General features: G+C 49.7%; 22 protein-coding genes. 12 read left to right on the top strand and 10 right to left on the bottom strand.

What is annotated here, in order from left to right:
• Positions 1-24: 24 nt before the first annotated feature.
• From porQ to HQ49_RS12505, 10 genes are all read right to left on the bottom strand, one after another.
• Positions 25-1,017, bottom strand: a complete 993-nt coding sequence (gene porQ, locus HQ49_RS02450) for a type IX secretion system protein PorQ (RefSeq protein WP_039418257.1) — start codon at positions 1,015-1,017, stop codon at positions 25-27.
• A 183-nt stretch (positions 1,018-1,200) separates the two neighbouring features.
• Positions 1,201-2,418 (bottom strand): bifunctional 3,4-dihydroxy-2-butanone-4-phosphate synthase/GTP cyclohydrolase II, encoded by a 1,218-nt coding sequence (locus HQ49_RS02445; RefSeq protein WP_026292212.1) that lies wholly within the window; start codon positions 2,416-2,418, stop codon positions 1,201-1,203.
• A gap of 7 nt (positions 2,419-2,425) precedes the next feature.
• Positions 2,426-4,375, bottom strand: coding sequence for an LptF/LptG family permease (locus HQ49_RS02440; protein ID WP_052073419.1), 1,950 nt, complete (start codon positions 4,373-4,375; stop codon positions 2,426-2,428).
• Between the two features lie 274 nt (positions 4,376-4,649).
• Positions 4,650-5,189, bottom strand: a complete 540-nt coding sequence (gene rplI, locus HQ49_RS02435) for a 50S ribosomal protein L9 (RefSeq protein ID WP_018965168.1) — start codon at positions 5,187-5,189, stop codon at positions 4,650-4,652.
• Positions 5,190-5,213: 24 nt separating this feature from the next.
• The gene (rpsR, locus tag HQ49_RS02430; protein WP_004585133.1) at positions 5,214-5,486 is read right to left on the bottom strand and encodes a 30S ribosomal protein S18; all 273 of its coding nucleotides are present in this window, start codon (positions 5,484-5,486) and stop codon (positions 5,214-5,216) included.
• Between the two features lie 3 nt (positions 5,487-5,489).
• Positions 5,490-5,843, bottom strand: coding sequence for a 30S ribosomal protein S6 (rpsF, locus tag HQ49_RS02425; RefSeq protein WP_004585132.1), 354 nt, complete (start codon positions 5,841-5,843; stop codon positions 5,490-5,492).
• Positions 5,844-5,939: 96 nt separating this feature from the next.
• Complete coding sequence (locus HQ49_RS02420; protein ID WP_004585131.1) at positions 5,940-6,803, bottom strand: sigma-70 family RNA polymerase sigma factor; 864 nt, start codon at positions 6,801-6,803, stop codon at positions 5,940-5,942.
• Between the two features lie 189 nt (positions 6,804-6,992).
• Positions 6,993-8,489 carry a DegQ family serine endoprotease gene (locus tag HQ49_RS02415; RefSeq protein ID WP_018965167.1) on the bottom strand — a complete coding sequence of 499 codons (1,497 nt, stop codon included), beginning with the start codon at positions 8,487-8,489 and terminating at the stop codon, positions 6,993-6,995.
• Positions 8,490-8,703: 214 nt separating this feature from the next.
• On the bottom strand, positions 8,704-8,961 hold the full coding sequence (locus tag HQ49_RS02410; RefSeq protein WP_004585129.1) for a type B 50S ribosomal protein L31: 258 nt from the start codon (positions 8,959-8,961) through the stop codon (positions 8,704-8,706).
• Positions 8,962-9,159: 198 nt separating this feature from the next.
• Positions 9,160-9,300 (bottom strand): DUF1661 domain-containing protein, encoded by a 141-nt coding sequence (locus HQ49_RS12505; RefSeq protein WP_152567399.1) that lies wholly within the window; start codon positions 9,298-9,300, stop codon positions 9,160-9,162.
• Here HQ49_RS12505 and HQ49_RS02405 point away from each other — a divergent pair.
• From HQ49_RS02405 to HQ49_RS02345, 12 genes are all read left to right on the top strand, one after another.
• On the top strand, positions 9,239-9,463 hold the full coding sequence (locus tag HQ49_RS02405; RefSeq protein WP_018965166.1) for a DUF1661 domain-containing protein: 225 nt from the start codon (positions 9,239-9,241) through the stop codon (positions 9,461-9,463). The two genes, HQ49_RS12505 and HQ49_RS02405, sit on opposite strands and share 62 nt — an antisense overlap.
• 215 nt (positions 9,464-9,678) lie before the next feature.
• Positions 9,679-11,199 carry a glutamine-hydrolyzing GMP synthase gene (guaA, locus tag HQ49_RS02400; protein ID WP_039418256.1) on the top strand — a complete coding sequence of 507 codons (1,521 nt, stop codon included), beginning with the start codon at positions 9,679-9,681 and terminating at the stop codon, positions 11,197-11,199.
• Between the two features lie 69 nt (positions 11,200-11,268).
• Positions 11,269-12,090, top strand: coding sequence for a 3-methyl-2-oxobutanoate hydroxymethyltransferase (panB, locus tag HQ49_RS02395; RefSeq protein ID WP_039418254.1), 822 nt, complete (start codon positions 11,269-11,271; stop codon positions 12,088-12,090).
• A gap of 51 nt (positions 12,091-12,141) precedes the next feature.
• Entirely contained in the window at positions 12,142-12,774 is a 633-nt protein-coding gene (locus HQ49_RS02390) for a trimeric intracellular cation channel family protein (RefSeq protein ID WP_018965163.1), read from the top strand.
• A gap of 284 nt (positions 12,775-13,058) precedes the next feature.
• Complete coding sequence (gene ahpC, locus HQ49_RS02380; protein WP_004585168.1) at positions 13,059-13,625, top strand: alkyl hydroperoxide reductase subunit C; 567 nt, start codon at positions 13,059-13,061, stop codon at positions 13,623-13,625.
• 166 nt (positions 13,626-13,791) lie between these two features.
• A complete protein-coding gene (gene ahpF / locus HQ49_RS02375) occupies positions 13,792-15,339 on the top strand; it encodes an alkyl hydroperoxide reductase subunit F (protein WP_039418252.1) in 1,548 nt (515 codons plus the stop codon).
• A gap of 176 nt (positions 15,340-15,515) precedes the next feature.
• On the top strand, positions 15,516-17,315 hold the full coding sequence (gene typA, locus HQ49_RS02370) for a translational GTPase TypA (protein ID WP_039418250.1): 1,800 nt from the start codon (positions 15,516-15,518) through the stop codon (positions 17,313-17,315).
• Positions 17,316-17,415: 100 nt separating this feature from the next.
• The gene (locus tag HQ49_RS02365; RefSeq protein ID WP_039418248.1) at positions 17,416-19,254 is read left to right on the top strand and encodes an Omp28-related outer membrane protein; all 1,839 of its coding nucleotides are present in this window, start codon (positions 17,416-17,418) and stop codon (positions 19,252-19,254) included.
• A gap of 684 nt (positions 19,255-19,938) precedes the next feature.
• Positions 19,939-22,062 carry a tetratricopeptide repeat protein gene (locus tag HQ49_RS02360; protein WP_039418246.1) on the top strand — a complete coding sequence of 708 codons (2,124 nt, stop codon included), beginning with the start codon at positions 19,939-19,941 and terminating at the stop codon, positions 22,060-22,062.
• Positions 22,063-22,100: 38 nt separating this feature from the next.
• Positions 22,101-24,227 (top strand): M3 family metallopeptidase, encoded by a 2,127-nt coding sequence (locus tag HQ49_RS02355; RefSeq protein ID WP_394331881.1) that lies wholly within the window; start codon positions 22,101-22,103, stop codon positions 24,225-24,227.
• 96 nt (positions 24,228-24,323) lie between these two features.
• The gene (locus HQ49_RS02350; RefSeq protein ID WP_039418243.1) at positions 24,324-24,971 is read left to right on the top strand and encodes a hypothetical protein; all 648 of its coding nucleotides are present in this window, start codon (positions 24,324-24,326) and stop codon (positions 24,969-24,971) included.
• Between the two features lie 51 nt (positions 24,972-25,022).
• The gene (locus HQ49_RS02345) at positions 25,023-26,375 is read left to right on the top strand and encodes a DUF2130 domain-containing protein (protein WP_039418241.1); all 1,353 of its coding nucleotides are present in this window, start codon (positions 25,023-25,025) and stop codon (positions 26,373-26,375) included.
• The last annotated feature ends 137 nt before the right edge of the window (positions 26,376-26,512 follow it).

Genomic DNA, 26,512 nt, shown 5'->3' with positions numbered 1-26,512 from the left:
AGTAAGCTGATGGTTGATGGTGTATTAGAAGATGCTCTTATCGTCCAAACGGATACCTACCGAACACATGAACGAAAGAGCTGCAGGATGATAGGTGGCAGCAGATACGCCTACACGTACTGCACCGGAAGTGAAACCAACGCCGGCCGAAAGGCCTCCCCATTTGTTGCCGCCTTCCACTTCGAAGTCCTGTGCAATCTGCGGCGTATATCCCAGTCCGACCCAAAACTTCTCCGAGGGAGTGAATTCTGCTCCCAACGAGAAGTGTCGGAGGAACTTTTGCATCTTGGTCAAATCGCGCGGAACAAGGCGTTTGAAATAATGCGGATTCAGATTGAACAACGTGATGTGCAATCGAAAAGGAGCATTGATAAAACTGCGAGAAAAGCCAAGCTGGAAATCCCAATCGAGCGGTTCCCGTTCATCATTATAGCCTTTGAGTTGCGCCCCTATGTTCTTGAAGAGGGCGGAAGCTGAGTATCCTTTGTCATCATCGTAATAACTGATGCCGACATCCACACCCAGCCCCAACGAACTATAGGTCTCAATAGAAGAATACAGTGCTTTCAGGCTGACCCCACCGCGGAAGTGATTGCTTAGCTCATGACTGTAAAACCCCTGTACAGCTATATCCGAGGCACTAAAAGAGCCGGTGGCAATCGCATTCGGGTCGTATCCTTGCATAGATCCGTAGTTCAGGAAACGTGTGCCGACACCCCACATGCCGCGCTCTCCGACGGACGAGGCATAACAGGCATTGCCCATATGCGAACCACTCATATAATATAAATAGGAAAGAAAGGCTCGGCCCCCGGATTCATATCCGAGCAGAGCCGGATTCTCAAAAGCCAGTCCGGGATTGTCGTCTACGATGGTGATAGCTTTTCCTCCTGCTGCCAACGCCTGTGCAGTGGCCGGAAGGTTCAGAAAATGAAACACCTGCTTCTCTTGTTGGGCACCTGCCGAAAACACAAGAGAGAGAAATCCCAAAATGATACCGAAATGCTTGCGAATCATGAACACAAGGTTATGTAGATAGTGAGCAAAGATACATTTTTCCATCATTGGATATATAACGGATAAAGCAGAGGAAACCGTATGTACATCGCCTTTTGCCGGTCAAAGGAAAAGGCCGTCGGACGTTTATCATACGCTCCGACGGCCTTTTTGATAACTCTCGTTAGGAGATGGAACCGTTACTTACTTGATATTATGCAATTCGTGTCCCATGCGTTCTTTCTTCGTACGCAGGTAGAATTCGTTGTAGCGATTCGGAGCGGTTTCTAGCGGGACATTCTCCACGATCTCCAAGCCGAAAGCTTCCAGACCGATACGTTTTACCGGGTTGTTTGTCATCAAACGCATTTTCTTCACACCCAAGAGGCGGAGAATCTGAGCGCCTACACCGTAGTCTCGCTCGTCGGCTTTGTGTCCGAGACAGAGGTTAGCCTCTATCGTATCCATACCCTGTTCCTGCAGCTTGTATGCCTTCATCTTTTCCATCAGACCGATGCCACGGCCTTCCTGATTTAGATAGATAACGGCTCCCTTGCCTTCCTTTTCGATCTTCTCCATCGCTTGGAGCAATTGGCCGCCACAGTCACAGCGCATAGAGCCGAATATGTCGCCCGTGGCACAGGATGAGTGCATACGAACGAGTATCGGTTCATTTTCCTCCCATGTTCCCTTGAAGAGGGCTATGTGCTCTAATCCATTGGATTTTTGGCGGAAAGGTATGAGACGGAAGTGTCCGTATTCGGTAGGCATATCCACTTCTACACCCTTTTCTACGATGGACTCTTGTTTGAGACGGTAGGCTATCAGATCTTTGATGGCGATGATCTTCAGCCCAAAACGCTTGGAGACCTCCCATAGCTGTGGCAAACGTGCCATGGTACCGTCTTCATTGATAATCTCTATGAGGGCTGCAGCCGGTTGCATACCACAGAGACGTGCCAAATCCACTGCTGCTTCCGTGTGTCCTGCACGGCGCAGAACACCACGACTGCGTGCGCGTAGCGGGCAGATATGCCCTGGACGTCCCAGATCCGACGGACGTGTGTTGGGATCGGCCAGTGCCAGAATCGTCTGGGCACGGTCGTACATGGAAACACCCGTCGTACAGCCGTTGCCGAGACGGTCTACCGTAACGGTAAAGGGTGTCTCGTGTATCGAGGTATTGTCCGGCACCTGCATCTCCAGCTCCAGCTCGTGAGCACGCTCTTCGGATATGGGAGCGCAGAGGACACCGCGACCATGGTGCATCATGAAGTTTATCTTCTCCGGTGTCACCTTCTCTGCTGCGATGATAAAGTCGCCTTCATTTTCGCGATCTTCATCATCCACGACGATCAGGAACTTACCTTCCTTGAAGTCTTCCAGGGCTTCTTCAATAGTATTCAGCTTGATTTCTTCCATCATTACTTTATATGATTTGGTTTGTATTTTTCTTGTTGATTATTTCTTCCAATTCGTCACACTTCTTGATCAATGTATGCAGTTCTTCTTTCAATAGTTTGCGCCGACTTCCCAGATAGATCAACATCGGGAGGGAGATTGGCAAGAGCAGTCCCAAAGCGATGCCGTGCCGCTTGTCCTTGGGCAACCAGTGCGAAAGGGTAGTGGGCAGCGGAGGTACATCCATCAGCTTGGCAAAAATGAGATTGTCAGTAGTATTATGGAGGTATTCTACCATATCATCTACGCGAGCACTGAGTTCCTTTTGTAAGGATAGATCACTGCCAAACAGCCAGATGAGGGGGAGGGGACGGCTCATGATCCGAGAGGCGAGCAGCCGTTGTGCATCGGAGCGGACCTTGGCTATTTCGGTCAATGCGTATTCGTAGTTTGCCTCCTCCACTACAAGCTCTTTCCTCTCCAGCAGACGCAGACGTTGAGGCCTGAAAACACGTTTAATCCAGTTTACGTATGTGTCCACATTCAGCGTAGAGGAGTCCCGGGTAGCTTTATAAGTCAGGAAGAAACCGAATGGCACCAGTACAAAAGTGCTCAGCCACATCCCCAACCAGACAGGCCACTCTTCGGTCTTGGCCATCTTAACTCCAAAGGTATCCACCATATAATAGAGAACAAAGAAAAGCACCGATGCGACAATAGGTGTGCCGAGTCCTCCTTTCCGTATGATAGCACCCAGCGGTGCGCCGATAAAGAAAAAGATCAGGCAGGCCACCGGATAGGTAAACTTCGTATGCCACTCCCTCATATGAGAGATGCGTCTATCCCTTTCGAATGCGGTGGATTCTTTCATGATCATGCATTCGCCGATGTAGGTGTCGAATCGGTTGATCATTACGGATCGGGCTTCCAAACGCTGCGAAAGGGTCGATCTGCTCTCTATGCTGTCCAGCGTTGTCGGGATTGCTTTGGCTGCCTGCTCTATTTTAGTCCTGTAGGCAATCGAAGTTGCCGATGTATCGAGCGGAGAAAGTGGCGATGTCGCATAGCGGGCATTGTAGGTTTGGATGTATAGATTGTTCGCATTTCGGAACGAAGCACTATCGACACGGAGAGTAACGGTGTCTATGAATCGTTGCAACTGGATCAGGTTTTTGCCCACATATTCTCCACGCATAGCTCCTTCGTCCATCAGACTGAAGTTGGCATCGAAGGGGATGACGATCTCTTTTGTACGGAAGCGTTCGCGCATGTACGGCGTGGGGGCATTGCTTTCCGTCTGTTGCGAGCGGAGATTTTGGAACGTTTCGCCGGAGTGGAGCATGAGGGTAAGGAATGTTTTGCCCTCATCCATCTTCAGCTTGCCACTGTCAGCCACGATAATCCGGGCATCGGCAAACCCTTGAGAGTGGTCATAGATCATCATGTCATGGAGCATTCCCGTGCGACGATCTTTCTTGGCTACAAAGAGATTGTAACCACGAATACCATTGTAGAAAGAACCTTCGGGAATTTCCAGTTCCGGAGTCGCTCTTCTCGCAGAGAATAGGATCGTATAGAATTTCACTTGGGACTGGATCATCAGATCGTTCTGAAAGATGAAAAGCCCGCAAGCAATGGCTACCACAGAGAAGAAAAGAGGTTTCATGATGCGGTAGAGCGGTACTCCGGCCGACTTCATGGCGAGCAATTCCAAGCGTTCGCCCAAATTACCGAAGGTCATCAATGAGGCCAATAGGACACCCAGTGGGAGTGCCATGGGAACCAAGGTCATGGCTGCATAGAAAAGCATCTTGGACAAGATGATGGCACTCAGTCCTTTGCCGACCATGTCGTCCACATATTTCCACAGAAACTGCATCAAAACCACAAACCAACAGATGGCAAAAGTCATCAGCAGGAGTGGCAGAAAAGTCTGTAGCATGAAAAGGTAGAGCCTCTTGACCGGTAGTTTTTTCATCTTGGCGGGTTGAGCTTCCTTGTTAGTTCCTACAAAAGTAAGAAAAAGGTGCTTGAGCTATGAGCAGGGAGGAATGTCTTCGTCTTCCTTTTCTTCTGTTTCGGAGATTGTATTTGTCGATTGTTCCAGACAACCGAAGAGGGTGAGCCAAAACTATGCGTTTTGGTCCACCCTCTCATATCGTTTTATTCTGAATGCCGACAATGCTGTTATTCCTTATCCATGTCCGTCCAAGCGACGGCGGGCAGGCTCAAAAGGAACGATCACAGCGAGCTTATTCAGCTGCAGCTTCTGCTTGTTCTGCCTCGGCAGCCGGTGCTTCCGCTACGGGAGCGGGCGTTTCTTGGGGCTTTGCTTCTACGATAGTTTCATTTTCAGAAACCACTTCGAAGGGTATTTCCACCGTAACTTCCTTGTGCAGACGTACTATGGCCGTATAGTTGCCTACTTCCTTGACGGCAGGCTTGAGGACGATGATCTTACGATCCACTTCCACACCTTTTTTCGCCAGTTCTTCAGCGATCTGGATATTCGTTACAGATCCGAAGATCGTACCCGTACTGCTTGTCTTGGCTTTGATCGTCAGGCTGATGCCCTGCATCGATGCAGCTTTTTCTTCAGCTTCTTTCTTGATCTGAGCGATTTTGTGAGCGCGTTGTCTCAGGTTTTCAGCCAATACTTTCTTGGCTGATTCCGATGCGATCACTGCTTTGCCCTGCGGGATTAGAAAGTTGCGACCGTAACCGTCCTTGACTGTCACGATATCGTCTTTGTAGCCAAGGTTGACTACATCTTCTTTCAAAATAACTTGCATATTCTGTCTCCTCGTCTTGTTTTATTATTTCATCATATCGGTTACGTAGGGCAACAGTGCCAAGTGGCGAGCACGCTTCACAGCCTGAGCGACACGACGTTGGAATTTCAACGAAGTACCGGTGATGCGACGCGGCAGGATCTTGCCTTGCTCGTTCAAGAACTTTTTCAGGAATTCGGGATCCTTATAGTCGATATAGCGGATACCGCTCTTTTTGAACCGACAGTATTTCTTCTTCTTTGTGTCTACCGACAACGGAGTCAGGTAACGAATTTCTCCTTGATTGTTAGCTGCCATGATTTACGCCTCCTTTACTTCTTCTGTTTTTGCTTTCAGACTTCTTCTCTTTGCTGCATACTCTGCTGCGAACTTATCCTGACGGAAAGTCAAGAAGCGGATCACGCGTTCGTCACGACGGAAGTTCGTCTCCAACTTGGCGATTACATCGGGATTGGCTTGGAACTCGACGAGCTGATAGAAGCCGGTCGATTTCTTTTGGATCGGATAGGCGAGCTTGCGCAAGCCCCAGTTTTCTTCGTTCACGATCACAGCCCCTTCTTGTTTGAGGAGACCGGTGAACTTGTCTACCGCTTCCTTCATCTGAGCATCAGACAAAACGGGAGTCAAAATGAAAACGGTTTCGTAGTTGTTCATTGTTAAACCTTTAAGTGAATTATTCGATAATTTCGGCCGCGAAGGTACGCACATTCGTGCAAATACGCAACCCGAATATTTTGTAGTTATTGGGCGTTAGCCGAGATAACCCTTCAGATTCTTACACTTGTTGCTCTGTCGCAAACGGCGAATAGCCTTCTCTTTTATCTGGCGGACACGTTCGCGAGTGAGACCGAACTTGTCGCCGATTTCCTCCAGTGTCATCTCTTGACAGCCGGCAATGCCGAAGAACAGCTTCACGATCTCTGCTTCACGCTCCGTCAGTGTGGACAAAGCCCTTTCGATCTCAACGGCCAACGATTCATTGATCAGCGACTTGTCCGTATTAGGGGTGTCCTCATTGACGAGTACATCCAACAAGCTGTTGTCTTCGCCCTCCACGAAAGGAGCATCTACGGAGATATGTCGTCCGGATACCTTCATCGTATCGGCGATTTTGTCTTCCGCGATGTCCAACTCCTTGGCCAGCTCTGCCGATGAGGGACGACGCTCGTTCTCCTGCTCGAATTTCTGCTGAGCCTTGATGATCTTGTTAAGCGTACCCACCTGATTCAGGGGCAGGCGGACGATACGGGACTGTTCGGCCAATGCTTGCAGGATGGACTGACGAATCCACCATACGGCATATGAGATAAACTTAAAACCGCGCGTTTCGTCGAATTTCTCTGCTGCCTTGATCAATCCAAGGTTACCTTCATTGATCAAGTCCGGCAAGCTAAGTCCCTGATTCTGGTATTGTTTGGCTACGGATACTACGAAACGAAGATTGGCACGAGTAAGCTTTTCAAGGGCTTTGCGATCGCCACGTTTGATGGCTTGCGCCAACTCCACTTCTTCTTCGACCGAAATCAAGTCCTCGCGACCGATCTCTTGCAGATACTTGTCCAGAGACGCGCTTTCACGGTTTGTGATCGACTTGGAAATTTTAAGTTGCCTCATTCTTGCTCCTTACACTATTAAATTGAACTGCAAAAGTAGTAAATATCCTTAGTAATCGGAAAAATACAATCGCTCCTCTCTCGATCTTTCCTCTGGGTATGAGAAGAAGGTAGAGAGAAGAGCGACTGCAGCGGGAATAATCCCAGTTGGGTGCGCGCGACTTACATCAAGGTCTTGTATTCCCTGTCCTTATAGTTCTACTTCGAAGGTCCGTATATTGCCATCCGGATAGAACCCGCGTACGATAATCAAGCGACCTGATCGGTTTTGTCTTGCCTCACGGACAATCTCGCTGACATCCGAGCCTGAGCTTACCGGTTGGCGGTTGATCGAAAGAACGATGAATCCTTTCTTGATACCTGCTTCCTTGAATTTTCCTGAGCTTACAGAGGCTACCTCTACACCATAAGAAACACCATAGGACCTCATTTGTTCAGTACTCAGATCTTTGAACGATGCTCCGAGTATGCTTTCTGAGGATTCGCCGGTGATCACTGAGGTGCTTCCTTCATTGTTCTTCAGGGTCACGGTCAGCTCTTTGGTCGTCCCCTTGCGGTTGACGGTCAGCCTTACCTTGTCCCCCGGTCTGTAGCGGCTGATGGCCTCTTGCAGTTGTGGGAAGCTCTTTATCTGTTTGCCTTCTACGGCAGTGATCACATCGCCTTTCTGCATACCGGCAGAAACGGCTGCGCTGACCTCGGCAAAGTCTGCCACAAGAGCACCCTCGCGTACCTTCAGATCGTATTTTTTGACGGCTTCGTCCGATATATCTCCACCGGCAATACCCAGCACTGCACGCTGTACGGTGCCATACTGCTTGATGTCCGCTACCACTTTTGCCGCTATGGAAATGGGTACGGCAAATGAATAACCGGCATAGTTGCCCGTCTGGCTGTAGATCATCGTATTGATGCCGATCAACTCACCGCGATCGTTTACTAAAGCTCCACCGCTATTGCCCGAATTGACGGCAGCGTCGGTCTGGATAAAGGATTCGATCTGGAGCGAACCGCCTCTGGCTGCTTGCTGTGTGGAACGCCCTTTCGCGCTGACGATACCGGCTGTTACCGTAGAGGTGAGATTGAAGGGGTTGCCCACTGCCAATACCCATTCCCCGACGCGGAGCTTGTCCGAATCGCCGAAAGGCATCGTCGGCAGTCCCTTGGCATCTACTTTCAGCAAGGCTATGTCGGTCGTGGCATCGCTCCCGATCAGTTTGGCCTTGAAGGTGCGATTGTCATTGAGCGTTACCGTCATTTCTTTCGCTCCCTTTACCACATGATTATTCGTGATGATATATCCGTCTGTACTGATGATCACCCCCGAACCGTAGCCTACTATCTGCCGTGTTTGGGGACGTTGGAAGTTCCTGGATTCGCCTCCGAAGAAGAATTCGAACGGATCGAAGTACTGCTGTGAGTCCATTCGCTGCTCGGACTCCACTTTGATGTGTACTACGGCGTGTACCGATGCTTCTGCAGCTTCGACCAAATTGGGCAGAGCGGCGGAGGCTCCGGATGTCATTGTGTAAGATGTCTGCTTGAATCCGAATTCGTTTTCCGTACCATCGGTTATGAAAGATTCGCCTCGGTAATGTCCCAAAGCTGCCACTGTTGCCATCGATGCCACTGCGCTGACGGCTGCTACGCCAAAGGCTCCCGTCACGTATTTCCACACTTTGTTCATACAATGTTCTCTTAAAGTTTGACTAATGTGTTTTGTCGTTTATGCTTAGATAGACGTCGGTAAGGGCGTCAGGTTTATTGGGCTGCAAGCAGAAAGCGCAACACCCGCTCAGCAAAATAGCTTTGAGCGGGTGTCAAACTAATCCTCTCCGCATCCTTGAGGCTCTGTAGAGCTTTCGATGCGAATGAGTATTCAAAAAAGGCGAAAGAAATACTTACTTCTTCTTGTTGCGGTCGCCGTAACGGCTCATGAACTTATCCACACGACCGGCCGTATCGACAAGTTTGGCCTTGCCTGTGAAGAACGGATGCGACGTATTGGAGATTTCCACTTTGATCAAGGGGTAAGTAACGCCGTCGATCTCGATCGTCTCCTTTGCCTCCATCGTAGAGCGTGTGATAAAGATGTCTTCGTTGGACATATCCTTAAACACTACCGGACGATAATTTTCGGGATGAATACCTTTTTTCATTGCTGTCTATTTAGTTTTGTTCTTGTTTTCGTTCGTTATTGATGCACTCTGCGTTGGTAACCGTTCGTTTATAATCGGATAGAGATTTCCGGACGGCAAAGGTAGGGATATTATTTTACTTGGCAAGCAGTTACGCCGAGTCAAAAACAAGTTCTATCCTCCATGTCGGATACCGATGGGGCAAAGATAAGCAGGCGATCAGGTGTTTTGATGTTTGTCGTAAGACTGTTCCCTCGCGTTTTGGTGCCGAAACTGCGGAGATTGCGGTTCCGTTTCTTTGAAAAAGTCGAACGAGAATTTTTTTATTTGGGCGCGAGATTTTTTTGATTGCCGCGCCAAAACAAAAACTTTTACGCGCCACGTTTTTCGGGCTGTCGATCAGAAAATTTTTCGCGCGACAATAAGGTCGGATGCGGATTCTGCTCCGGAGATCGAATTCCTTCTTCCGATAACGGGGTATCTGTGCCTTGCTCTGACCGAATTTTTATGCGCTTTGGACTGATCGGGGCGAGGGTGGGGAGGTGTATGAGTAGCCTCTATCGGATACCTATATTATATATAAGGGGGAGATGATTGGACGGGTTTGCCCTCTTAGATCAACGTGCTTCCGTCTTATTTCAGCCTGCCATATCGGAATTATTCCGAGCAGTCGTTGGTGGGATTAAGGCGTTTCATATACCTTTGCGCTGCAATACAATTATAAAGACTGTTTTCTCCATGCTGGAAAAGCTCATTATTCTGGACTTCGGTTCCCAAACTACGCAGCTCATCGCCAGACGAGTTCGCGAGCTGAACACCTACTGCGAGGTTTATCCCTACAACAAATTGCCGGAAGACCTCTCAGGAGTGCGCGGTATCATCCTCTCCGGTAGTCCCTACTCTGTGTATGACAGCAAAGCCTTTCGCATCGAACTGAGCGAATTGCGAGGCCGATTGCCTCTCTTGGGTATCTGTTACGGTGCGCAGAGTCTCGTCCATCAAGCGGGTGGCAAAGTGGAACCATGCGATAGTCGTGAATATGGACGCGCACATCTGGCACTCAAGCAAGCCGATGATGCTCTGCTGAGCGGCCTGAAGCCGGATACTACGGTGTGGATGTCTCATGGCGATACGATCACCTCATTGCCAGAGGGATTCGAAGTCATAGCGGGCACGGAGGATGTACCCAATGCAGCATTCCACATCCGTGGGGAGAAGACATGGGGCGTACAGTTCCATCCCGAGATCTATCATTCGGAGGAGGGCACCAAGCTGCTTGGCAACTTCCTCGACATCTGCGGTATGAAGCGCGACTGGACGCCGGCTTCGTTTATCGAGACCACCGTGCAGGAGCTACGCAAGCAGTTGGGCGATGACAAGGTGATCCTTGCACTCTCCGGTGGTGTGGACAGCTCGGTGGTGGCAGTGTTGCTGAACAAGGCCATCGGTCGTAACCTGACTTGTATATTCGTCGATCATGGCTTGCTGCGCAAGGGCGAATTCGAACGCGTACTCCAGGACTACGAACACTTGGGCCTCAATGTGATCGGAGTGAATGCAAAGGAAAAGTTCTTCTCCGCTCTCAAAGGGGTTACCGATCCCGAACAAAAGCGTAAGATTATCGGTCGCGGCTTCATCGAAGTATTCGACGAAGAAGCCCGAAAGCTGAAAGATATCAAATGGCTTGGCCAGGGTACGATCTACCCGGACATCATCGAAAGTCTGAGTATCACGGGTATGGTGATCAAGAGCCACCACAATGTGGGAGGACTGCCCGAGCGGATGAATCTCCGTCTCGTGGAACCGCTCCGTACCCTCTTCAAGGACGAAGTCCGTCGTGTGGGACTCGAACTCGGCATGATGCCGCACCTGATCCATCGCCATCCTTTCCCCGGCCCCGGCTTGGGCATCCGTATCCTCGGAGAGATCACAGAAGAGAAAGCCGCCATCTTGCAGAACGCCGATGACATCTACATGAACCTCATGCGCGAATGGGGACTGTACGATCAGGTATGGCAGGCGGGCGCTATCTTGCTGCCCGTACGATCCGTAGGTGTAATGGGCGACGAGCGTACCTATGAATATACCGTAGCACTGCGTGCCGTGACCTCCATGGATGCCATGAGTGCGGATTGGGCGCATCTGCCGTATGATTTTCTGGCCAAGGTGTCGAACGAAATTATCAACAAAGTGCGTGGTGTTAACCGCGTAGTCTACGACATATCCTCCAAACCCCCCAGCACGATCGAATGGGAATAGTATCTGACTGTACAGCGAATATGTGCAGCAAGCTCTTACCCTATTCACTATTATAAAAAAACTGCTTTCATGTCCACGTACCAACCGGAAGATACTCGTAAGGTAACTACACACCGCCTCATCGAGATGAAGAGCCGTGGGGAGAAGATCTCCATGCTCACAGCCTATGACTATTCCATGGCTAAGCTGGTCGATGAGGCCGGTATGGATGTCATTCTTGTAGGTGATTCGGCATCGAACGTTATGGCTGGCAATGTTACCACTCTGCCTATCACACTCGATCAGATGATCTACCATGGCAAGTCTGTGGTCAAGGCCGTCAAGCGTGCTCTTGTGGTCGTAGACCTTCCTTTCGGATCCTATCAGGGCAATTCCAAAGAAGCCTTGTGCTCGGCTATCCGTGTGATGAAGGAGACGCATGCCGACTGTATCAAGCTCGAAGGCGGAGCAGAGGTGCGCGAGTCTATTGTGCGAATCCTGTCGGCCGGTATTCCCATCATGGGGCACCTCGGCTTGATGCCTCAGAGTATCAATAAGTTCGGCACCTACAATGTGCGGGCTAAGGAAGAGGCCGAGGCCGAGAAGCTGCTTCAGGATGCCCATCTCTTGGAAGAACTGGGCTGCTTCGCTCTCGTTCTCGAAAAGATTCCGGCCGAACTGGCTGCTCGCGTAGCGTCGGAGTTGAGCATTCCTGTTATCGGCATCGGTGCCGGAGGAGGTGTGGACGGTCAGGTACTGGTGATGCACGATATGCTCGGGATCACGGAGGGGTTCAGTCCCCGCTTCCTGCGTCGCTATGCCAATTTGGCCCACGAGATAGATCAGGCGCTCAAGCATTATATCGCCGACGTGAAGAGCATGGATTTCCCCAATAAGGATGAGCAGTACTGATCCTGTTCTCCCTGACGCTTACGATTTTCCTGCGATTATCAGCGATCGACTATGCATGGAATAGAGCAAGGTCTTACCGAATTTATCACTTGGTGCGACTATCTGGGCACCTTTGCTTTTGCGATCAGTGGTATTCGTTTGGCTGCTGCCCGGCGCTTCGATTGGTTCGGAGCCTATGTGGTCGGTGTGGTTACAGCCGTTGGTGGTGGTACGGTGCGCGACATTCTGCTTAATGTGCCGCCGTTTTGGATGCTCCAGCCTTCCTACCTTTTCATCTCTATGCTCGCTCTCATCTTCACGATTGTCTTTCGGAAGTATGTGGTGCGGTTGAATCATACGGTCTTCATTTTCGATACTGTGGGTATAGGCCTATTTACCATAGTCGGTGTTGCCAAGACTTTCGAGTGTGGTTATGCCTGGTGGCTGGCCATTGCGATGGGTACGATCACAGGGTCGTTTGGTGGTATGATCCGGGACATTCTGATCAATCAGACACCGCTTATCTTCCGCAAGGATATATATGCCATGGCATGCCTGATCGGAGGGGCGGTCTATGTGGGGCTCATGTACACGACTCTTCCGATCGAAATGATACAGTTCATAGCAGCCTTTATTGTCGTAGCAGTGCGGTTCGTCTCGGTGAAATACCATATCAGTATCCCCACTTTCCGCGGAGCTGTATAAGTTGTCCCCAAGACAGAATTTTTCCTTTTGGAGGCATCTCCTTTTTGACTGTCACCTTATTACGATAGCTGCGGAGTGATCTTCTGCTCTCTCTTTATCGCGTTGGGCTTCATATGCAGACGGAAAAAGTCGCCGGTAAAAGGCGACTTTTTTGCTTTTGACTGTGCCTATATAGATGTGGTCAATGATCCGATATATCGAGGCTGTTGCGGACAAAGGATAGTACACATAGCTTTGCACCAGAAACAAACATTCATACTAAACAAACTAAAAACAAAAGCATTATGACTCCTATCCTGAACACAGTTTTCCCCGAGTTCAAACTCAATGCCTATCACAATGGCGAATTCAAAGTAATTACCAACGAAGACCTGAAAGGCAAGTGGTCATTGGTCGTTTTCTACCCCGGCGATTTTACATTTGTGTGCCCGACGGAATTGGAAGACTTGGCCAATAAATATGAAGAATTCAAGCAACTCGGAGTAGAGGTTTACTCTTGCAGCTGCGATACCCATTTCGTACACAAGGCATGGGCCGATGCTTCTCCTGCGATCAAGAAGGTACAGTATCCCATGTTGGCCGATCCCTCCGGTGCACTCACTCGCGATCTGGGTATCCTGATCGATGATGTTCACATGGCTTACCGTGGCTCTTTCGTGATCAACCCCGAAGGCATTATCAAAATCGTAGAGCTGAACGACAACAGCGTAGGCCGTGATGCAGAAGAGATCCTCCGCAAGATCAAGGCTGCACAGTACGTAGCTGCTCACGATGGCCAGGTATGTCCGGCCAAGTGGCGTGAAGGTCAGCAGACACTGAAGCCGAGCATTGATCTCGTTGGTAAGATCTAAGCAGTAAACCGAGGAGAGAGGGTGTGTCGGAATCGCGAAACGAGGCGATCACAACACACCCTCTTTCTTTAAGGTACGAGAGAGTTCTCTATGCTCTTCCTCTGAATACAGTGAGAGAATCGGAACTCTTGACAAAAATCCCTTTTTAATCATTATCCTAACGACTATGCTTGATAAAGATACTCTTGCCCAAGTGGGTTCTTATTTTGCCCAACTGAAAAAGTCCTATACATTACGACTCAACGCTCATGCGTCCCATCCTTCCTACAACGAGGCGAAGGAAATGCTCGATGGGCTTGCATCCGTTTCGGATCACGTTCGTGCGGAATACAATGCAGCAGATGGTTTTCGTATCGATCTGCTCGTAGACGGAGCAGATAGCGGCATCGGTTTCCGTGGTATTCCGGGAGGCCATGAATTTACCTCATTGCTTCTTGCGATTCTGAACAATGATGGTATCGGAAGGAATATCCCCGATGAAGGAGTACAGGATAGAATCCGCCGTATCAATGGGCCGATAGAGCTGAAAACCTATGTCTCCCTCTCCTGCACGAATTGTCCTGATGTGGTGCAGACCCTCAATATGATTGCCATTCTCAATCCGGCCATCAGTCACACTATGGTCGATGGTTCTTTCTTCCCGGACGAAGTAGAGTCGCTGGGCATCGCTTCCGTTCCGACGGTTATGGCCGGAGATGAAGTGATCCATGTGGGGCGTGGCGACATGGCCGCCCTGCTCAACAAGATAGAAGCCAAATATGGCTCTGTCCCTGCCGAGTCGGCAGATAAGACACCGCGGCGTTTCGACCTCCTTGTCGTGGGCGGTGGCCCGGCCGGATCGGCTGCAGCCATCTATTCTGCTCGTAAGGGGCTGAAGGTAGCCATAGTAGCCGAACGGGTAGGCGGACAAGTAAACGAAACGGTAGGAATCGAGAATCTGATTTCCGTGCCTTACACCACAGGATCGGAACTCGCATCTAACCTCAATTCTCATATCAAGGCCAATACGATCTCCCTCTTCGAGGCGCGAACCGTGTCGTCCATCACACAAGAAGAAGGTATATCCCGTGTGGAAGTGACTTCCGGAGAAGTCTTCACGGCTCCGGCTCTTATCATGGCTACGGGTGCTTCATGGCGCAAGCTCGGTGTGCCCGGGGAGAAAGAATATACGGGTAATGGTGTAGCTTACTGCGCTCACTGCGATGGGCCTTTCTTCAAAGGCAAACGCGTGGCCGTGGTCGGTGGAGGCAACTCCGGTTTGGAAGCTGCCATCGATTTGGCCGGCATATGCGAACATGTGACCGTAGTGGAGTTTCTGGATGTACTCAAGGCTGATGAAGTGCTTCAAAAGAAAGCACGTGAAACGGCCAATATCGACATCCTCCTCAGTACTGCTACCAAAGAAATCATGGGCAACGGACAGAAAGTGGAAGGAATACTGCTTACTGATCGCAATACGGGTGAGGAAAAGCAAATCGCACTCAGTGGCGTATTCGTACAGATCGGTCTTGCCGCCAATACAGCCCTTGTGAAGGATTTGGTAGAAACAAACAGCCGAGGCGAAGTGCTCATCGATACTTCCTGCCGCACCAATACGCCCGGTATATATGCTGCAGGTGACTGTACTACTGTGCCCTACAAACAGATCGTCATTGCCATGGGCGAAGGAGCGAAAGCAGCCCTCTCAGCTTTTGAGGATCGCATACGTGGCTGATCCCGCTCGGGAGGCCCTCGTATTATTCACAACTACTATTAAGAAGAGGCTGTGTCGAGTCCTTTTTCGACGCAGCCTCCTTTTTATTGGTGGTATTATAGTGCCTTAGCTTTTACATCCGTTCCGAAAAACAGCCTGTTTTACTACCTTTGCCCCCAATTATTTAGAAAAAGAAAATGCAGGACATCAGGAACATTGCCATCATTGCCCACGTGGACCATGGTAAAACTACGCTCGTGGACAAGATGCTCTTAGCCGGCAAGCTTTTCAGGGATGACAAGGCTGCCGAAGTGGATACTTTCCTCGATAGCAACGACTTGGAACGCGAACGCGGTATCACCATTCTTTCCAAAAACGTCAGTATTCGCTATAAGGGTTGTAAAATCAATATCATCGACACCCCGGGACACGCCGACTTCGGCGGTGAGGTGGAGCGCGTACTCAATATGGCCGATGGATGCCTCCTGCTGGTGGATGCCTTCGAGGGGCCGATGCCGCAGACTCGATTTGTGCTGCAAAAAGCCATCGAGATGGGACTCAAGCCCATCGTTGTCATCAACAAAGTAGACAAACTCAACTGTCGCCCGAGCGAAGTGCAGGATATGGTGTTCGACCTCATGTGCAGCCTCGATGCGTCGGAGGATCAGCTCGATTTCCCCACCATATACGGCTCGGCCAAGCAGGGTTGGATGAGTACCGATTACAAACATCCCACACAGGACATTGCTCCGCTACTCGATGCCATCATCCGACACATCCCCGCTCCCGAACAGCCGGAGGGAGCTACGCAGATGCTCATTACATCGCTTGACTATACTTCCTATGTAGGACGCATTGCCGTCGGACGAGTACACCGCGGCACACTCCGTGAAGGGCAGGACATCATGCTCTGCAAGCGTGATGGCACGATGCAGAAGCAGCGAATCAAGGAGCTGAACACCTTCGAAGGCTTGGGACGAGCCAAGGCCGACCATGTGGATGCAGGAGATATATGCGCTATCATCGGTTTGGAAAGTTTCGAGATCGGGGAGACCATTGCCGATGCCAACGCACCCGAAGCTCTTCAAGCGATTGCGATCGATGAGCCGACGATGAGTATGCTCTTCACCATCAACAACTCACCGTTCTACGGCAAGGAGGGTAAGTACGTTACCAGCCGGCATATTCACGACCGTCTGATGCGAGAATTGGACAAGAATTTGGCTCTTCGGGTAGAGACCACCGATAACGCCGACAGTTGGCTCGTATTCGGGCGCGGTGTGCTGCATCTTTCCGTTCTTATCGAGACCATGCGCCGCGAGGGATACGAACTTCAAGTGGGGCAGCCTCAGGTAATCATCAAGGAGATAGACGGCGAGCGGTGCGAACCGATAGAGCTTCTTTCGATCAATCTGCCGGAAGAGTCCTCCAGCCGTATCATAGACATCGTGACCCGTCGCAAGGGGGAGATGGTGATGATGGACAACAAGAACGATCGGGTATTCCTCGACTTCCATATCCCTTCGCGAGGGATCATCGGACTCAATAATGCCGTACTGACGGCATCTGCAGGAGAGGCCGTAATCGCGCACCGTTTCTTGGAATTCCAACCGTGGAAAGGAGAGATCGAGCGACGTAACAACGGATCGATCATTGCACTCGAAAGCGGAACGGCCTATGCCTATGCCCTGAATAACCTCCAAAGCCGCGGACGCTTCTTCATTTCTCCGCAGGAGGAAGTCTATGCCGGTCAGGTCGTGGGTGAGCACACGAAGGAGGGCGATCTCTGCGTCAATGTCTGCAAGAGCAAAAAACTCACCAATATGCGTGCTTCCGGCAGCGATGATAAGGTGTCATTGGCTCCGCCCGTGGTATTCAGCCTCGAAGATGCTTTGGAGTATATCAAGTATGATGAGTATGTGGAGGTGACGCCGAAGAGCATGCGCATGCGGAAAATCATCCTCGACGAGACAGAACGTAAACGCCAAGGGAGATAATAGCAGCAAAGTATTTGCATATCTCATCCATCTGTCGTATTTTGGTGCCCGAAATAGAGAAAATCAAACAAATTGTTTCACTAATAAAAGATATACGAACATGAAAATCTTTTCTCGTTTAGCGCTTATCGCCGTAGGATTATCGTTTCTGGGGCTGAGCGCATTTGCGCAGAAAGCACAGAGCAAACGTGCCGATGCGTATCCTCGTACTGCTGTTATGGAGGTTTTCACCGGCGAATGGTGTGGTTGGTGTCCACTTGGCAAATTCTTTGTGGAAAAAGCTTACAAACAGCTTTCTCCCGAGGAACAAGCCCGTGTGGTTATCAGCTATGTCCACGATGGTGACTTCATTACTCAACAGTTCCCTCTTGTTGGTTCATATGGAGGATCCTTGGCTAATGCTTTTGGTGTGACCGGATTTCCTAATGCGGTAATTGACAGGACAAAAACGACCACATTCAACTCTGTAGCATTCAATCCTAATCATGGGGATGAGAAACTCCTGAAAGCTATTAGAGAACGTTTGGCTCAAGAAGCTCCAGGTACGGTGGATTTTACCTTGACGAAGAATGGGGACGAATTCACAATGAATATCAAGGGTGAATTGGCTTCTTCTCTTGCAGGTCAAGACGTTTATATTAGTTCATACTTGATTCGCGATAGCATTCCAAAGAAAAGCCAGAGCAATTATGTAACCTCTCCCTCTCAAGTGGGTGGAGATCCTGCATTATTTGCAGAATATCAAGCTTTCTGGAAAAACTTTAAGCATGACCATACCATTTTGCAGCCGCTGACTTCGGCTCAAGGAGAAAAAGTTACTCCGGATGCAGATGGTAAATTCAGTATGACCAAAGCTTTTACTCCTAATTTCGCTCCTTATAACACGGACTACTCCCATGTAGTAGTTATTTTGCATTTTGCAAATAGCACGAAGAAAGGCATCATCAATGCTATGCAGAAAGACATGGTGGCTGGTCAGCCAGAACCCGAACCGGAGCCCGAACCGGAACCACAGCCTCAGCCGGCCTTGAAAGAAGTGATGTTGGAGCAGTTTACGACAGAGAAGTGTGGTTATTGCCCCGGAGGAGCTACGACGATTAATAACGTCATCACCAGTATGATCGAGGAAGTTAAGGTTAGTTGGGTTTCTCATCACGCAGGCTTCAATACAGACTTCTTGACCGTTCCGGAAAGCACTCAGTTGCTCTCTCTGTATTCAATCGGAGGAGGCCAAGGAACTTTCGCTCCGGCCTTTATGGTCAATCGGAATAAGGTCAACGGAAAGGTGGTACATGGTGTTTCTGCTGCCAACGTAAAGAATTTGATAAATTTTGCAAAAGAGCATTTGGCTTCCGGCATTGAGATCGAATCTGAAATCTCATATGATAAAGACACACGTAAGTTCAAGATCAAAGTCAATGCTCCGACAACATCCGAATTCACAGGTGGCAACGACCTCTATCTGAACGTAGCACTCACAGAAGACAATATCAAAGCACAGAACCAAGCAGGTGCCGGATCAAACTACATCCACAACCACGTGCTTCGTCGCTTGCTGGGTGGTGCAAATGGACAAAAGGTTGAGCCTTCTGCTGCTACCTATGAGTGGGAGTATGATATTCCTAACGATTGGAAGACGGACAAAATGAAAGTGATCGTGTTTGCTCACCATGCAAAAACGAATACGGCAGATCCTTCGGTCTATCGTAGTCGTGAATATCCTTTCCCTGTAGCGTCTACTATTTCCGACGTCTTGGATCAGAACATGAAGGTATATGCCGTGAATGGCGATATTCTTATCGAAGGTGAATACCAATCTTTCCGCGTATTTGATATGCAGGGTCGTATGCATGCCGGCAAGAACCTTCAAGCAGGTACATACGTAGTTTCTATCGAAGCTAATACGGGCAAGATCATTAAGAAAGTTGTTGTGAAATAAAAAAATTGGATCTCACTGTCTGCTTGTGTCCAAACTTGGACCCGTGGAGATATCTGAGCCATTCTATAAGTAAGAGTCGGGCTGTAAGGAAATACCTGCAGCCCGGCTTTCTTTTTTCTAACAAAGTATATATGTGATGTGTAAGGGCATATTTGTTGTATATAATCTGTCTATGCCAATATGAGAATGACCATCCCGCCCCCAAGTGACCTTATTATCTTGTTTGCTGTAACGAAAAATCGGCTATCAATTTTTCCTTGTCGTTTATTAGTCAGATAAACCTTTTGTATGAGAAAAGACATCCTCATAGGAGAATTACGCTGGCGTATATGGTCGATGTAGTTTTTAGATGAACATTATGCTCAGGATTATGCTGGAAATCGACAAGCTCCCGCAACTTCTGTATACCATCGACAATAGATTCGAGATGAGCGTTACCTGTGTTTTGCATTTTCTTCAAAAAGCAACTCCTACTTGATTTGTTTAAAGAAGAACGCATTAATCAAAGGATTTGAGATGATTTAGGCCTGAACAGGTGGTTGGGCCGGTTCAACAAACGAACTTGCGGGCTTGTTGTATCGAAGAGGGGAAGAGGTTTTGGCGCGAGAAATTTGTCGCATAGGAGTTATTCGTACATTTGTCCACAGCGGATGAGCCAAAAACAATAGACCCAACAAAACAGCAGTGACTCAGCAATTACAAAAAATATATCAGGCTGTCGGGGACGGACTGCTCAGCGAGGCATTCGGCCTCGTCCGTGCATCGGTACCCCCGCAGCAATCGCATTTCCTCACACGCATCGATGATCTGGAGAACGTCTATCGGCAGCTCTTGTCCTACTTTGCCCAAGGCGTGAAGGACGAAAAGCAGGCCGAGATGCTTCTCTATCTCAAACGCAAACTCATGGGTCTGGCGGCCGAAGTGCATCGCGAATCCGTGGTGGCACAGGGTACGGGGCTTTTCTACGATCGTCTTCGTTACCGTCGCAGTATCGGATTCGAAAGCCTTGTCACCCTATTGGCACAGGCAGAGGCAAGCACCATCCGCAAGCAGTTCGATGAATTGGTGCGGCTCATATTCGATAGCCTGTGGACAGCCGATGCACTTACGGATGAAGAGACGGCAGCCCTTTCACATGCAGACGAATATATTCGCCTTGTCTCTGTCTCGGCCTTGACAATGGCACTGCAACAGCAATGGCACTCGAAGAAGCTCTACTTCTTGCTAGAAGAGCTGGCACGTCCCGATATCACGGCCGACTATCGCGCTCGCTTGCTCGTTGGAGTCGTCCTCACCATCCGTTCGTATCCCCACCATGCTCGACTCTATTATAATGAGATCGCCTCTCGATTGGAGGCTGTCAATGAACAAATCCCTTTGGAGTCGGCCCTTGAGATGCTTTCGATTCGTTTCCTATTTGCCTGCGAAACCGAGTCCATCACCAAGCATTTGCAGACCGAGCTTTTCAGCGATATGCAGAAGATAGCCCCCGATCTGCGCAAATTTGGCATGGGTGATACCGAGTCCATACAGGAGACCGGTAATCCGGAGTGGATGGAGGAACTGGAGAAGAGCGGTCTGGGAGATAAGATCAGAGAGTTCTCCGAATTGCAGCTCGAAGGAGCAGATGTCATGCACTCCTCATTTATGAACTTGAAGGGAAGCAGCTTTTTCCGCGAGATGCATAATTGGTTTCTGCCTTTTGATGCTGCCCATAGTCGGATAGCCCCGCTACTCGAAGAAAATGCTGTTCTTAAGCAGCTGGTGGAGACGATAGGTCCCCAACTCTGCAACTCCGACCGCTATTCTTTCATCGTTTCTATGGAAAGCATCCCCGCCGCTCTTCGTGGTTCGGCCATGGGAGCTGTAGGAGGTGAGCTGGATGCACTCAAAGAGCAGATGAAGCAGGATGTGCCGACTGGCAAGACCGGCAAATTGGATGCAGCCATCAAGGGCTATCTACAGGATTTGTACAGATTCTATAAGGTGTGTGAACGGAAGAACGAATTCGATGATATTTTCCTCTCATCCATTGCACCGGATCTACCTCTGCTTGATCGCTATCTCTATAAACGTGATACACTTTTGCATACGGCCGAATTTCTCTTCCGCCGCAAGCATTATGATCGAGCGGCAAAGCTGTTGGCAGATTTGGCCGAAGGAGAAGAGGGAGCCACAGATACCACCCTGCACCAAAAGCTCGGTTTCTCCCTCCAGCAGCAGGGGCTTTTCTCCCAAGCTCTGGCTGCATATTCGCGTGCCGAACTGATCGATACTGAGAACGAATGGCTGCTCAAGCGCATGGCGCACTGCTACCGACAGCTACGTCGTCCGGCCCAAGCAGCCGAAATATATGCACGCCTATTCGAGCGCAATCCTCACGAAGCGACTTTGCTCCTACAGCGCGGGAATGCACTCGTAGAGGGCAGCCGGTACGACGAAGCTCTCCAATGCTTCTTCCGATATGAGTTCAGCGTGGACGATGCGTCGAAGGCTGGCCGTCCCATCGCTTGGTGTCTCTTCCTCACCGGCCAGTATGAACGCGCCGCTGATTATTACCGTACATTATTGGAGTCCGACCCTCTCTCGACTTTCACAGATCGGCTCAATGCCGGGCATACAGTTCTGGCCATGGGGCGGATCCCTGATGCGATCGACCACTATCTTGCGGGATTGAAGCTCACTCCGGGCGGGAAAGATGAATTTCTCGCAGCCTATACAACGGACATACCGGTTCTTCTAAAGGCCGGTATCGAGGACACAGTTATCAGGCTTATTCCGGAAGTACTGAGGCTACACCCGAACTAACGGAATTACTAATGTTTCATCTCACAAACCCTCAATCAATGACTAAAAAAATCGTTTTTGCAATCAGTATTATGGCAATGCTCACAGCATGTAGCGGCAGCCGTAAAGGAGATGCCAATCTCTCCGACAATCCTCTGCTGCAGACCAGTGCTCTCTTCATGGAAGCACCCGAATTCGACAAAATCAAAACAGAACACTTCATGCCTGCTTTCGAAGCCGGTATGGAGCAACAGTTGGCCGAGATCGATTCGATCGTGAACAACTCCGAAGCTCCCACTTTCGAGAATACGCTTGTCGCCATGGAGCGTTCGGGACAGACGCTTAGGCGCGTTTCCAACGTCTTCTTTGGTCTCACGGGTGCGAATACGAACGACGAACTGCAGAAAATCGAAGAGAAAGTGTCGCCTCTTTTGGCTGCACACAGGGATGCCATCTATCTTAACGACAAACTTTTCCAACGGGTAAAAGCCGTCTACGAAAGTGACAAATCGGCCATCGAACCCGAAGGACAAAAGCTGATCCAAGAGTATTACGACGCCTTTGTTCGTGCCGGAGCCAACCTGAGTGCCGAGGACAAGGCCAAGCTCATGGAGCTGAACAAGGAAGAGGCCTCGCTGACTACCGAATTCGGCAATAAGCTGATCGCTGCCACCAATGCCGCAGCTGTAGTCGTAGGTAGCAAGGACTCTCTCGATGGCCTCAGCGAGACCGAGATAGCGAAGGCTGCAAACGATGCTAAGGCTGCCGGACACGAAGGCAAATATCTGCTGAATATCACCAATACCACACAGCAGGATTATCTCTCTGTGCTGAACGATCGTACAATTCGCCAGCGCGTCTTGGAGGCTTCCATCCATCGTACGGACAAAGGCGGTGCCCATGACACGCAGTCCATCGTACTTCGTCTGGCTAAGCTTCGTGCACAAAAGGCTCGCCTTCTCGGCTTCCCTAATTATGCTGCGTGGAAGCTTCAGGATCAAATGGCCAAAAATCCCGAGACGGTGCTCGCTTTTGTCAGGTCGATAGCTACGCCCTATGCTCCACAAGCGCAGAAGGACGCTGCTGAACTCCAGGCTTACGCCCGCTCCAAGGGTTTTGAAGGAGACCTCACGGCTGCTGACTGGAACTACTATGCCGACAAGCTCCGCAAGGAAAAATTCGGTCTTGACGAGAACGAAGTGAAGCAGTACTTTGTGACGGACAGTGTCCTCAAGAATGGAGTATTCTTTGCCGCCAACAAACTCTACGGTCTCACATTCAAAGAGCGTACCGACCTGCCCGTCTATGCTGAAGACGTGCGTGTATACGACGTTATCGATCGCGACGGCAACCAGCTTGCACTCTTCTACACCGACCTCTATCGTCGTTCGACCAAGAGCGGAGGTGCATGGATGAGCAATTGGGTAGACCAGAGCTACCTGCTGAACCAAAAGCCCGTGATTTACAACGTTTGCAACTATGCCAAGGGCGTTGACGGTCAGCCCTCTCTCATCAACTATGATGAGGTGACCACTCTCTTCCACGAATTCGGCCATGCCCTGCACGGTATGTTTGCTGCTCAGCAGTACCCTTTGCTCTCCGGCACGAATGTCGCGCGTGACTTCGTAGAGATGCCCTCTCAGCTCAACGAGCATTGGGCTATGGGTCCGGAAGTCTTTGCCAACTACGCCAAGCATTGGAAGACGCAAGAGCCGATGTCGGCCGAACTGGTGAAGAAGATTCAGGATGCGAGCGACTTCAATCAAGCTTATTCTCTGGGAGAGAATCTTGCAGCCGTAAGCCTCGATCAGGCATGGCATACGCTCACGGTCGAAGAGGCGGAAGCCATTACCGATGTGGCCAAGTTCGAAGAAGAAGCCTTGCGCAAAGTCGGTCTCTACAATCCGCAGATACCTCCTCGCTATCGCTCCTCTTATTTCCGCCATATCTGGAGCAATGGTTATGCATCCGGTTACTATGCTTATCTGTGGACGGAAGTGCTGGATCACAACGTTTACCAATGGATGGTGCAAAACGGTGGTATGACTCCACAAAACGGACAACGTCTTCGCGATATGATTCTTTCGCGTGGCAATACGCAGGATTTCAACGTGATCTTCACCGCATTCACCGGTCTGCAAAAACCTGATATCAAGGATTTGCTCCGCGCTCGCGGTCTCATGTAATACAGCAATAGACGAGGCTGTGCTTTCAGGTTCTAAGATCCTGCAAGAGCACAGCCTCTTTGTTTCTTACCCTATGCCAAAAACGAAACAGCTACGATGAAAAAAGGAGATCTACTTATCCTTCTGATCATTATCCTGATGTTGGGGCTTATGCTTTCCCCTTGGACATCGGAAATATTCAATTCTCTCAGTCGCCATTATCCTTATTATATCGGTTTCCTGAAGTTTGCCATCTTGGCTACCATCGGTGAAGTGCTGGCCGGACGGATCAAAGCCCAACGATATACCTGCCCCACCTATCTATGGGCGCGTATCGTGATATGGGGCATTGTCGGTATACTCATCGTCTTCAACTTCGGGCTGTACGAAGCTGGCATACGAGGTGTCATTGCGAGAGGATTGCTACCTGACATCGACAGTTCGGTCTATACCGCTTTCCTTATCTCTTCCTCCATGAATCTGACATTCGGCCCGGCTTTCATGGCCGCCCACCGTATCAGCGATACATATCTGGAGAACAAAGCCACCGGACGGGGAGGAAGCATCCGGCTCGCCGTTGAACGAGTGGATTGGAATCGCTTTATGACTTTCGTCGTTGGCAAGACCATTCCTTTCTTCTGGATACCGGCACATACGGTCACCTTTTTGCTTCCGTCCGAGTACCGCGTCTTTGTGGCTGCACTCCTGTCCATCGCTCTGGGACTGATCCTGGCCTTGGCTTCCGCCCGACATGCAAAGGCGTAAAAAACATCAGTGACCGGCACAAGGAGTTAATACCGAAATAATGAAAAAGCCATGAAGGAACTGAAATGCCCCAATTGCGGTAGCTTCTTTACCGTAGATGAAGCGGACTATGCTTCGATCGTCAGTCAAGTGCGAAATGCAGAATTCGAAGCCGAAATGGAGCGTAGAATCGCTGATCTCCACAAGCAACATCGGACCGAGCAGCAGGTGATAGAAGCAAATGCCCTGAACAAGTATCAGCAGGAACTGAACAAAAAGGCAGAGGAGCAGATTCGGATGGAGAAGGACTGGCAGGCTGCCATTGCACAAAAAGATGCCGAGCTGGTTCGCCTGCAATCGGAACTGAACGTCGTCGAACAGAAAAAGCAGTCCGAGCTAAGCCTCGCCATCGCAGACAAAGAGAAAGAAATCAGCAATCTGAAATCCACGATCAGGGACAAAGACAGTGCCTTGGAGATCGCCGTTCTCAAAGAACAACAGAAAGCACAAGAGGGTATCAAATCCAAAGAAGCGGAGATAGCCCGACTGAAAGCTTCGGCAGAGCTGGACAAGCAAAATGCGACTATCCAAGAGAATGCACTCAAAGACCGGTATGAAGCCCGTCTGAAACTGAAGCAGGAAGAGGTAGACTATTATAAAGATCTGAAAGCTCGCATGTCTACGAAGATGATCGGGGAGACCTTAGAGATTCACTGCTCCACCCAGTTCAATCAAATGCTCCGCCCCATGATGCCTCATGCCTATTTCGAGAAGGATAATGATGCATCGGGAGGTACGAAAGGGGACTTTATCTTTCGTGATTTCGGCGAAGATGGTACCGAATACATATCCATCATGTTCGAGATGAAGAACGAAGCCGATGAGACAGCCACGAAGCATAAGAACGAAGACTTCCTCAAGAAACTGGATGCCGACCGCCGGGCCAAAGGTTGCGAATTTGCCGTACTCGTCTCTCTACTGGAGCCGGACAACGAATTGTACAACGGCGGTATTGTGGATATGTCCTACAGATACGATAAGATGTATGTGATTCGTCCGCAGTTCTTCATTCCGATGATAACCCTCCTCGTGCAGACGTCCAAAAAGAGTCTGGGATACAGACAGCAGCTTGCCATCGCGCAGAAACAATCCATCGACGTTTCGAACTTCGAGAGTCAGCTCGAAGATTTTCGGGAAAGATTCGGCAAAAACTATCGCCTTGCCAGCGAACGATTCAAAACGGCTATCGACGAGATAGACAAGTCCATACAACACCTGAATAAAATCAAAGAAGCCTTGGTCGGCAGCGAGTACAACCTCCGCCTTGCGAACGACAAGGCCGAAGCTCTCACCATCAAGAAGTTGACGCGGGGTAATCCCACGATGAAAGCAAAGTTCGAAGAAGCCCGCCTTGCCGATGAATAAACGAAAAAGGAGGAGGCTGTCGAAATCCGTTATTTTATCTTATTTAGTCGTCCCTTAAAATTCTTTTTAATCTCTGATATTCAGCAAATTAGTTTGCGAATATCTTTGCTAAATCTGCAAGTTTTCTTATCTTCATA

It is taken from the genome of Porphyromonas gulae, assembly GCF_000765945.1.
In the GTDB taxonomy this organism is placed as follows: Bacteria; Bacteroidota; Bacteroidia; order Bacteroidales; family Porphyromonadaceae; genus Porphyromonas; species Porphyromonas gulae.
The sequence above is the reverse complement of the archived record's forward strand: the minus strand, read 5'-3'. Positions and strand labels throughout refer to the sequence as shown.

What these genes read in the sequence shown, in the direction of transcription:
- porQ (WP_039418257.1), bottom strand. Translation starts at nt 1,017, where the DNA reads ATGATTCGCAAGCATTTCGGTATCATTTTGGGATTTCTCTCTCTTGTG.
- HQ49_RS02445 (WP_026292212.1), bottom strand. Translation starts at nt 2,418, where the DNA reads ATGGAAGAAATCAAGCTGAATACTATTGAAGAAGCCCTGGAAGACTTC.
- HQ49_RS02440 (WP_052073419.1), bottom strand. Translation starts at nt 4,375, where the DNA reads ATGAAAAAACTACCGGTCAAGAGGCTCTACCTTTTCATGCTACAGACT.
- rplI (WP_018965168.1), bottom strand. Translation starts at nt 5,189, where the DNA reads ATGCAAGTTATTTTGAAAGAAGATGTAGTCAACCTTGGCTACAAAGAC.
- rpsR (WP_004585133.1), bottom strand. Translation starts at nt 5,486, where the DNA reads ATGGCAGCTAACAATCAAGGAGAAATTCGTTACCTGACTCCGTTGTCG.
- rpsF (WP_004585132.1), bottom strand. Translation starts at nt 5,843, where the DNA reads ATGAACAACTACGAAACCGTTTTCATTTTGACTCCCGTTTTGTCTGAT.
- HQ49_RS02420 (WP_004585131.1), bottom strand. Translation starts at nt 6,803, where the DNA reads ATGAGGCAACTTAAAATTTCCAAGTCGATCACAAACCGTGAAAGCGCG.
- HQ49_RS02415 (WP_018965167.1), bottom strand. Translation starts at nt 8,489, where the DNA reads ATGAACAAAGTGTGGAAATACGTGACGGGAGCCTTTGGCGTAGCAGCC.
- HQ49_RS02410 (WP_004585129.1), bottom strand. Translation starts at nt 8,961, where the DNA reads ATGAAAAAAGGTATTCATCCCGAAAATTATCGTCCGGTAGTGTTTAAG.
- guaA (WP_039418256.1), top strand. Translation starts at nt 9,679, where the DNA reads ATGCTGGAAAAGCTCATTATTCTGGACTTCGGTTCCCAAACTACGCAG.
- panB (WP_039418254.1), top strand. Translation starts at nt 11,269, where the DNA reads ATGTCCACGTACCAACCGGAAGATACTCGTAAGGTAACTACACACCGC.
- HQ49_RS02390 (WP_018965163.1), top strand. Translation starts at nt 12,142, where the DNA reads ATGCATGGAATAGAGCAAGGTCTTACCGAATTTATCACTTGGTGCGAC.
- ahpC (WP_004585168.1), top strand. Translation starts at nt 13,059, where the DNA reads ATGACTCCTATCCTGAACACAGTTTTCCCCGAGTTCAAACTCAATGCC.
- ahpF (WP_039418252.1), top strand. Translation starts at nt 13,792, where the DNA reads ATGCTTGATAAAGATACTCTTGCCCAAGTGGGTTCTTATTTTGCCCAA.
- typA (WP_039418250.1), top strand. Translation starts at nt 15,516, where the DNA reads ATGCAGGACATCAGGAACATTGCCATCATTGCCCACGTGGACCATGGT.
- HQ49_RS02365 (WP_039418248.1), top strand. Translation starts at nt 17,416, where the DNA reads ATGAAAATCTTTTCTCGTTTAGCGCTTATCGCCGTAGGATTATCGTTT.
- HQ49_RS02355 (WP_394331881.1), top strand. Translation starts at nt 22,101, where the DNA reads ATGACTAAAAAAATCGTTTTTGCAATCAGTATTATGGCAATGCTCACA.
- HQ49_RS02350 (WP_039418243.1), top strand. Translation starts at nt 24,324, where the DNA reads ATGAAAAAAGGAGATCTACTTATCCTTCTGATCATTATCCTGATGTTG.
- HQ49_RS02345 (WP_039418241.1), top strand. Translation starts at nt 25,023, where the DNA reads ATGAAGGAACTGAAATGCCCCAATTGCGGTAGCTTCTTTACCGTAGAT.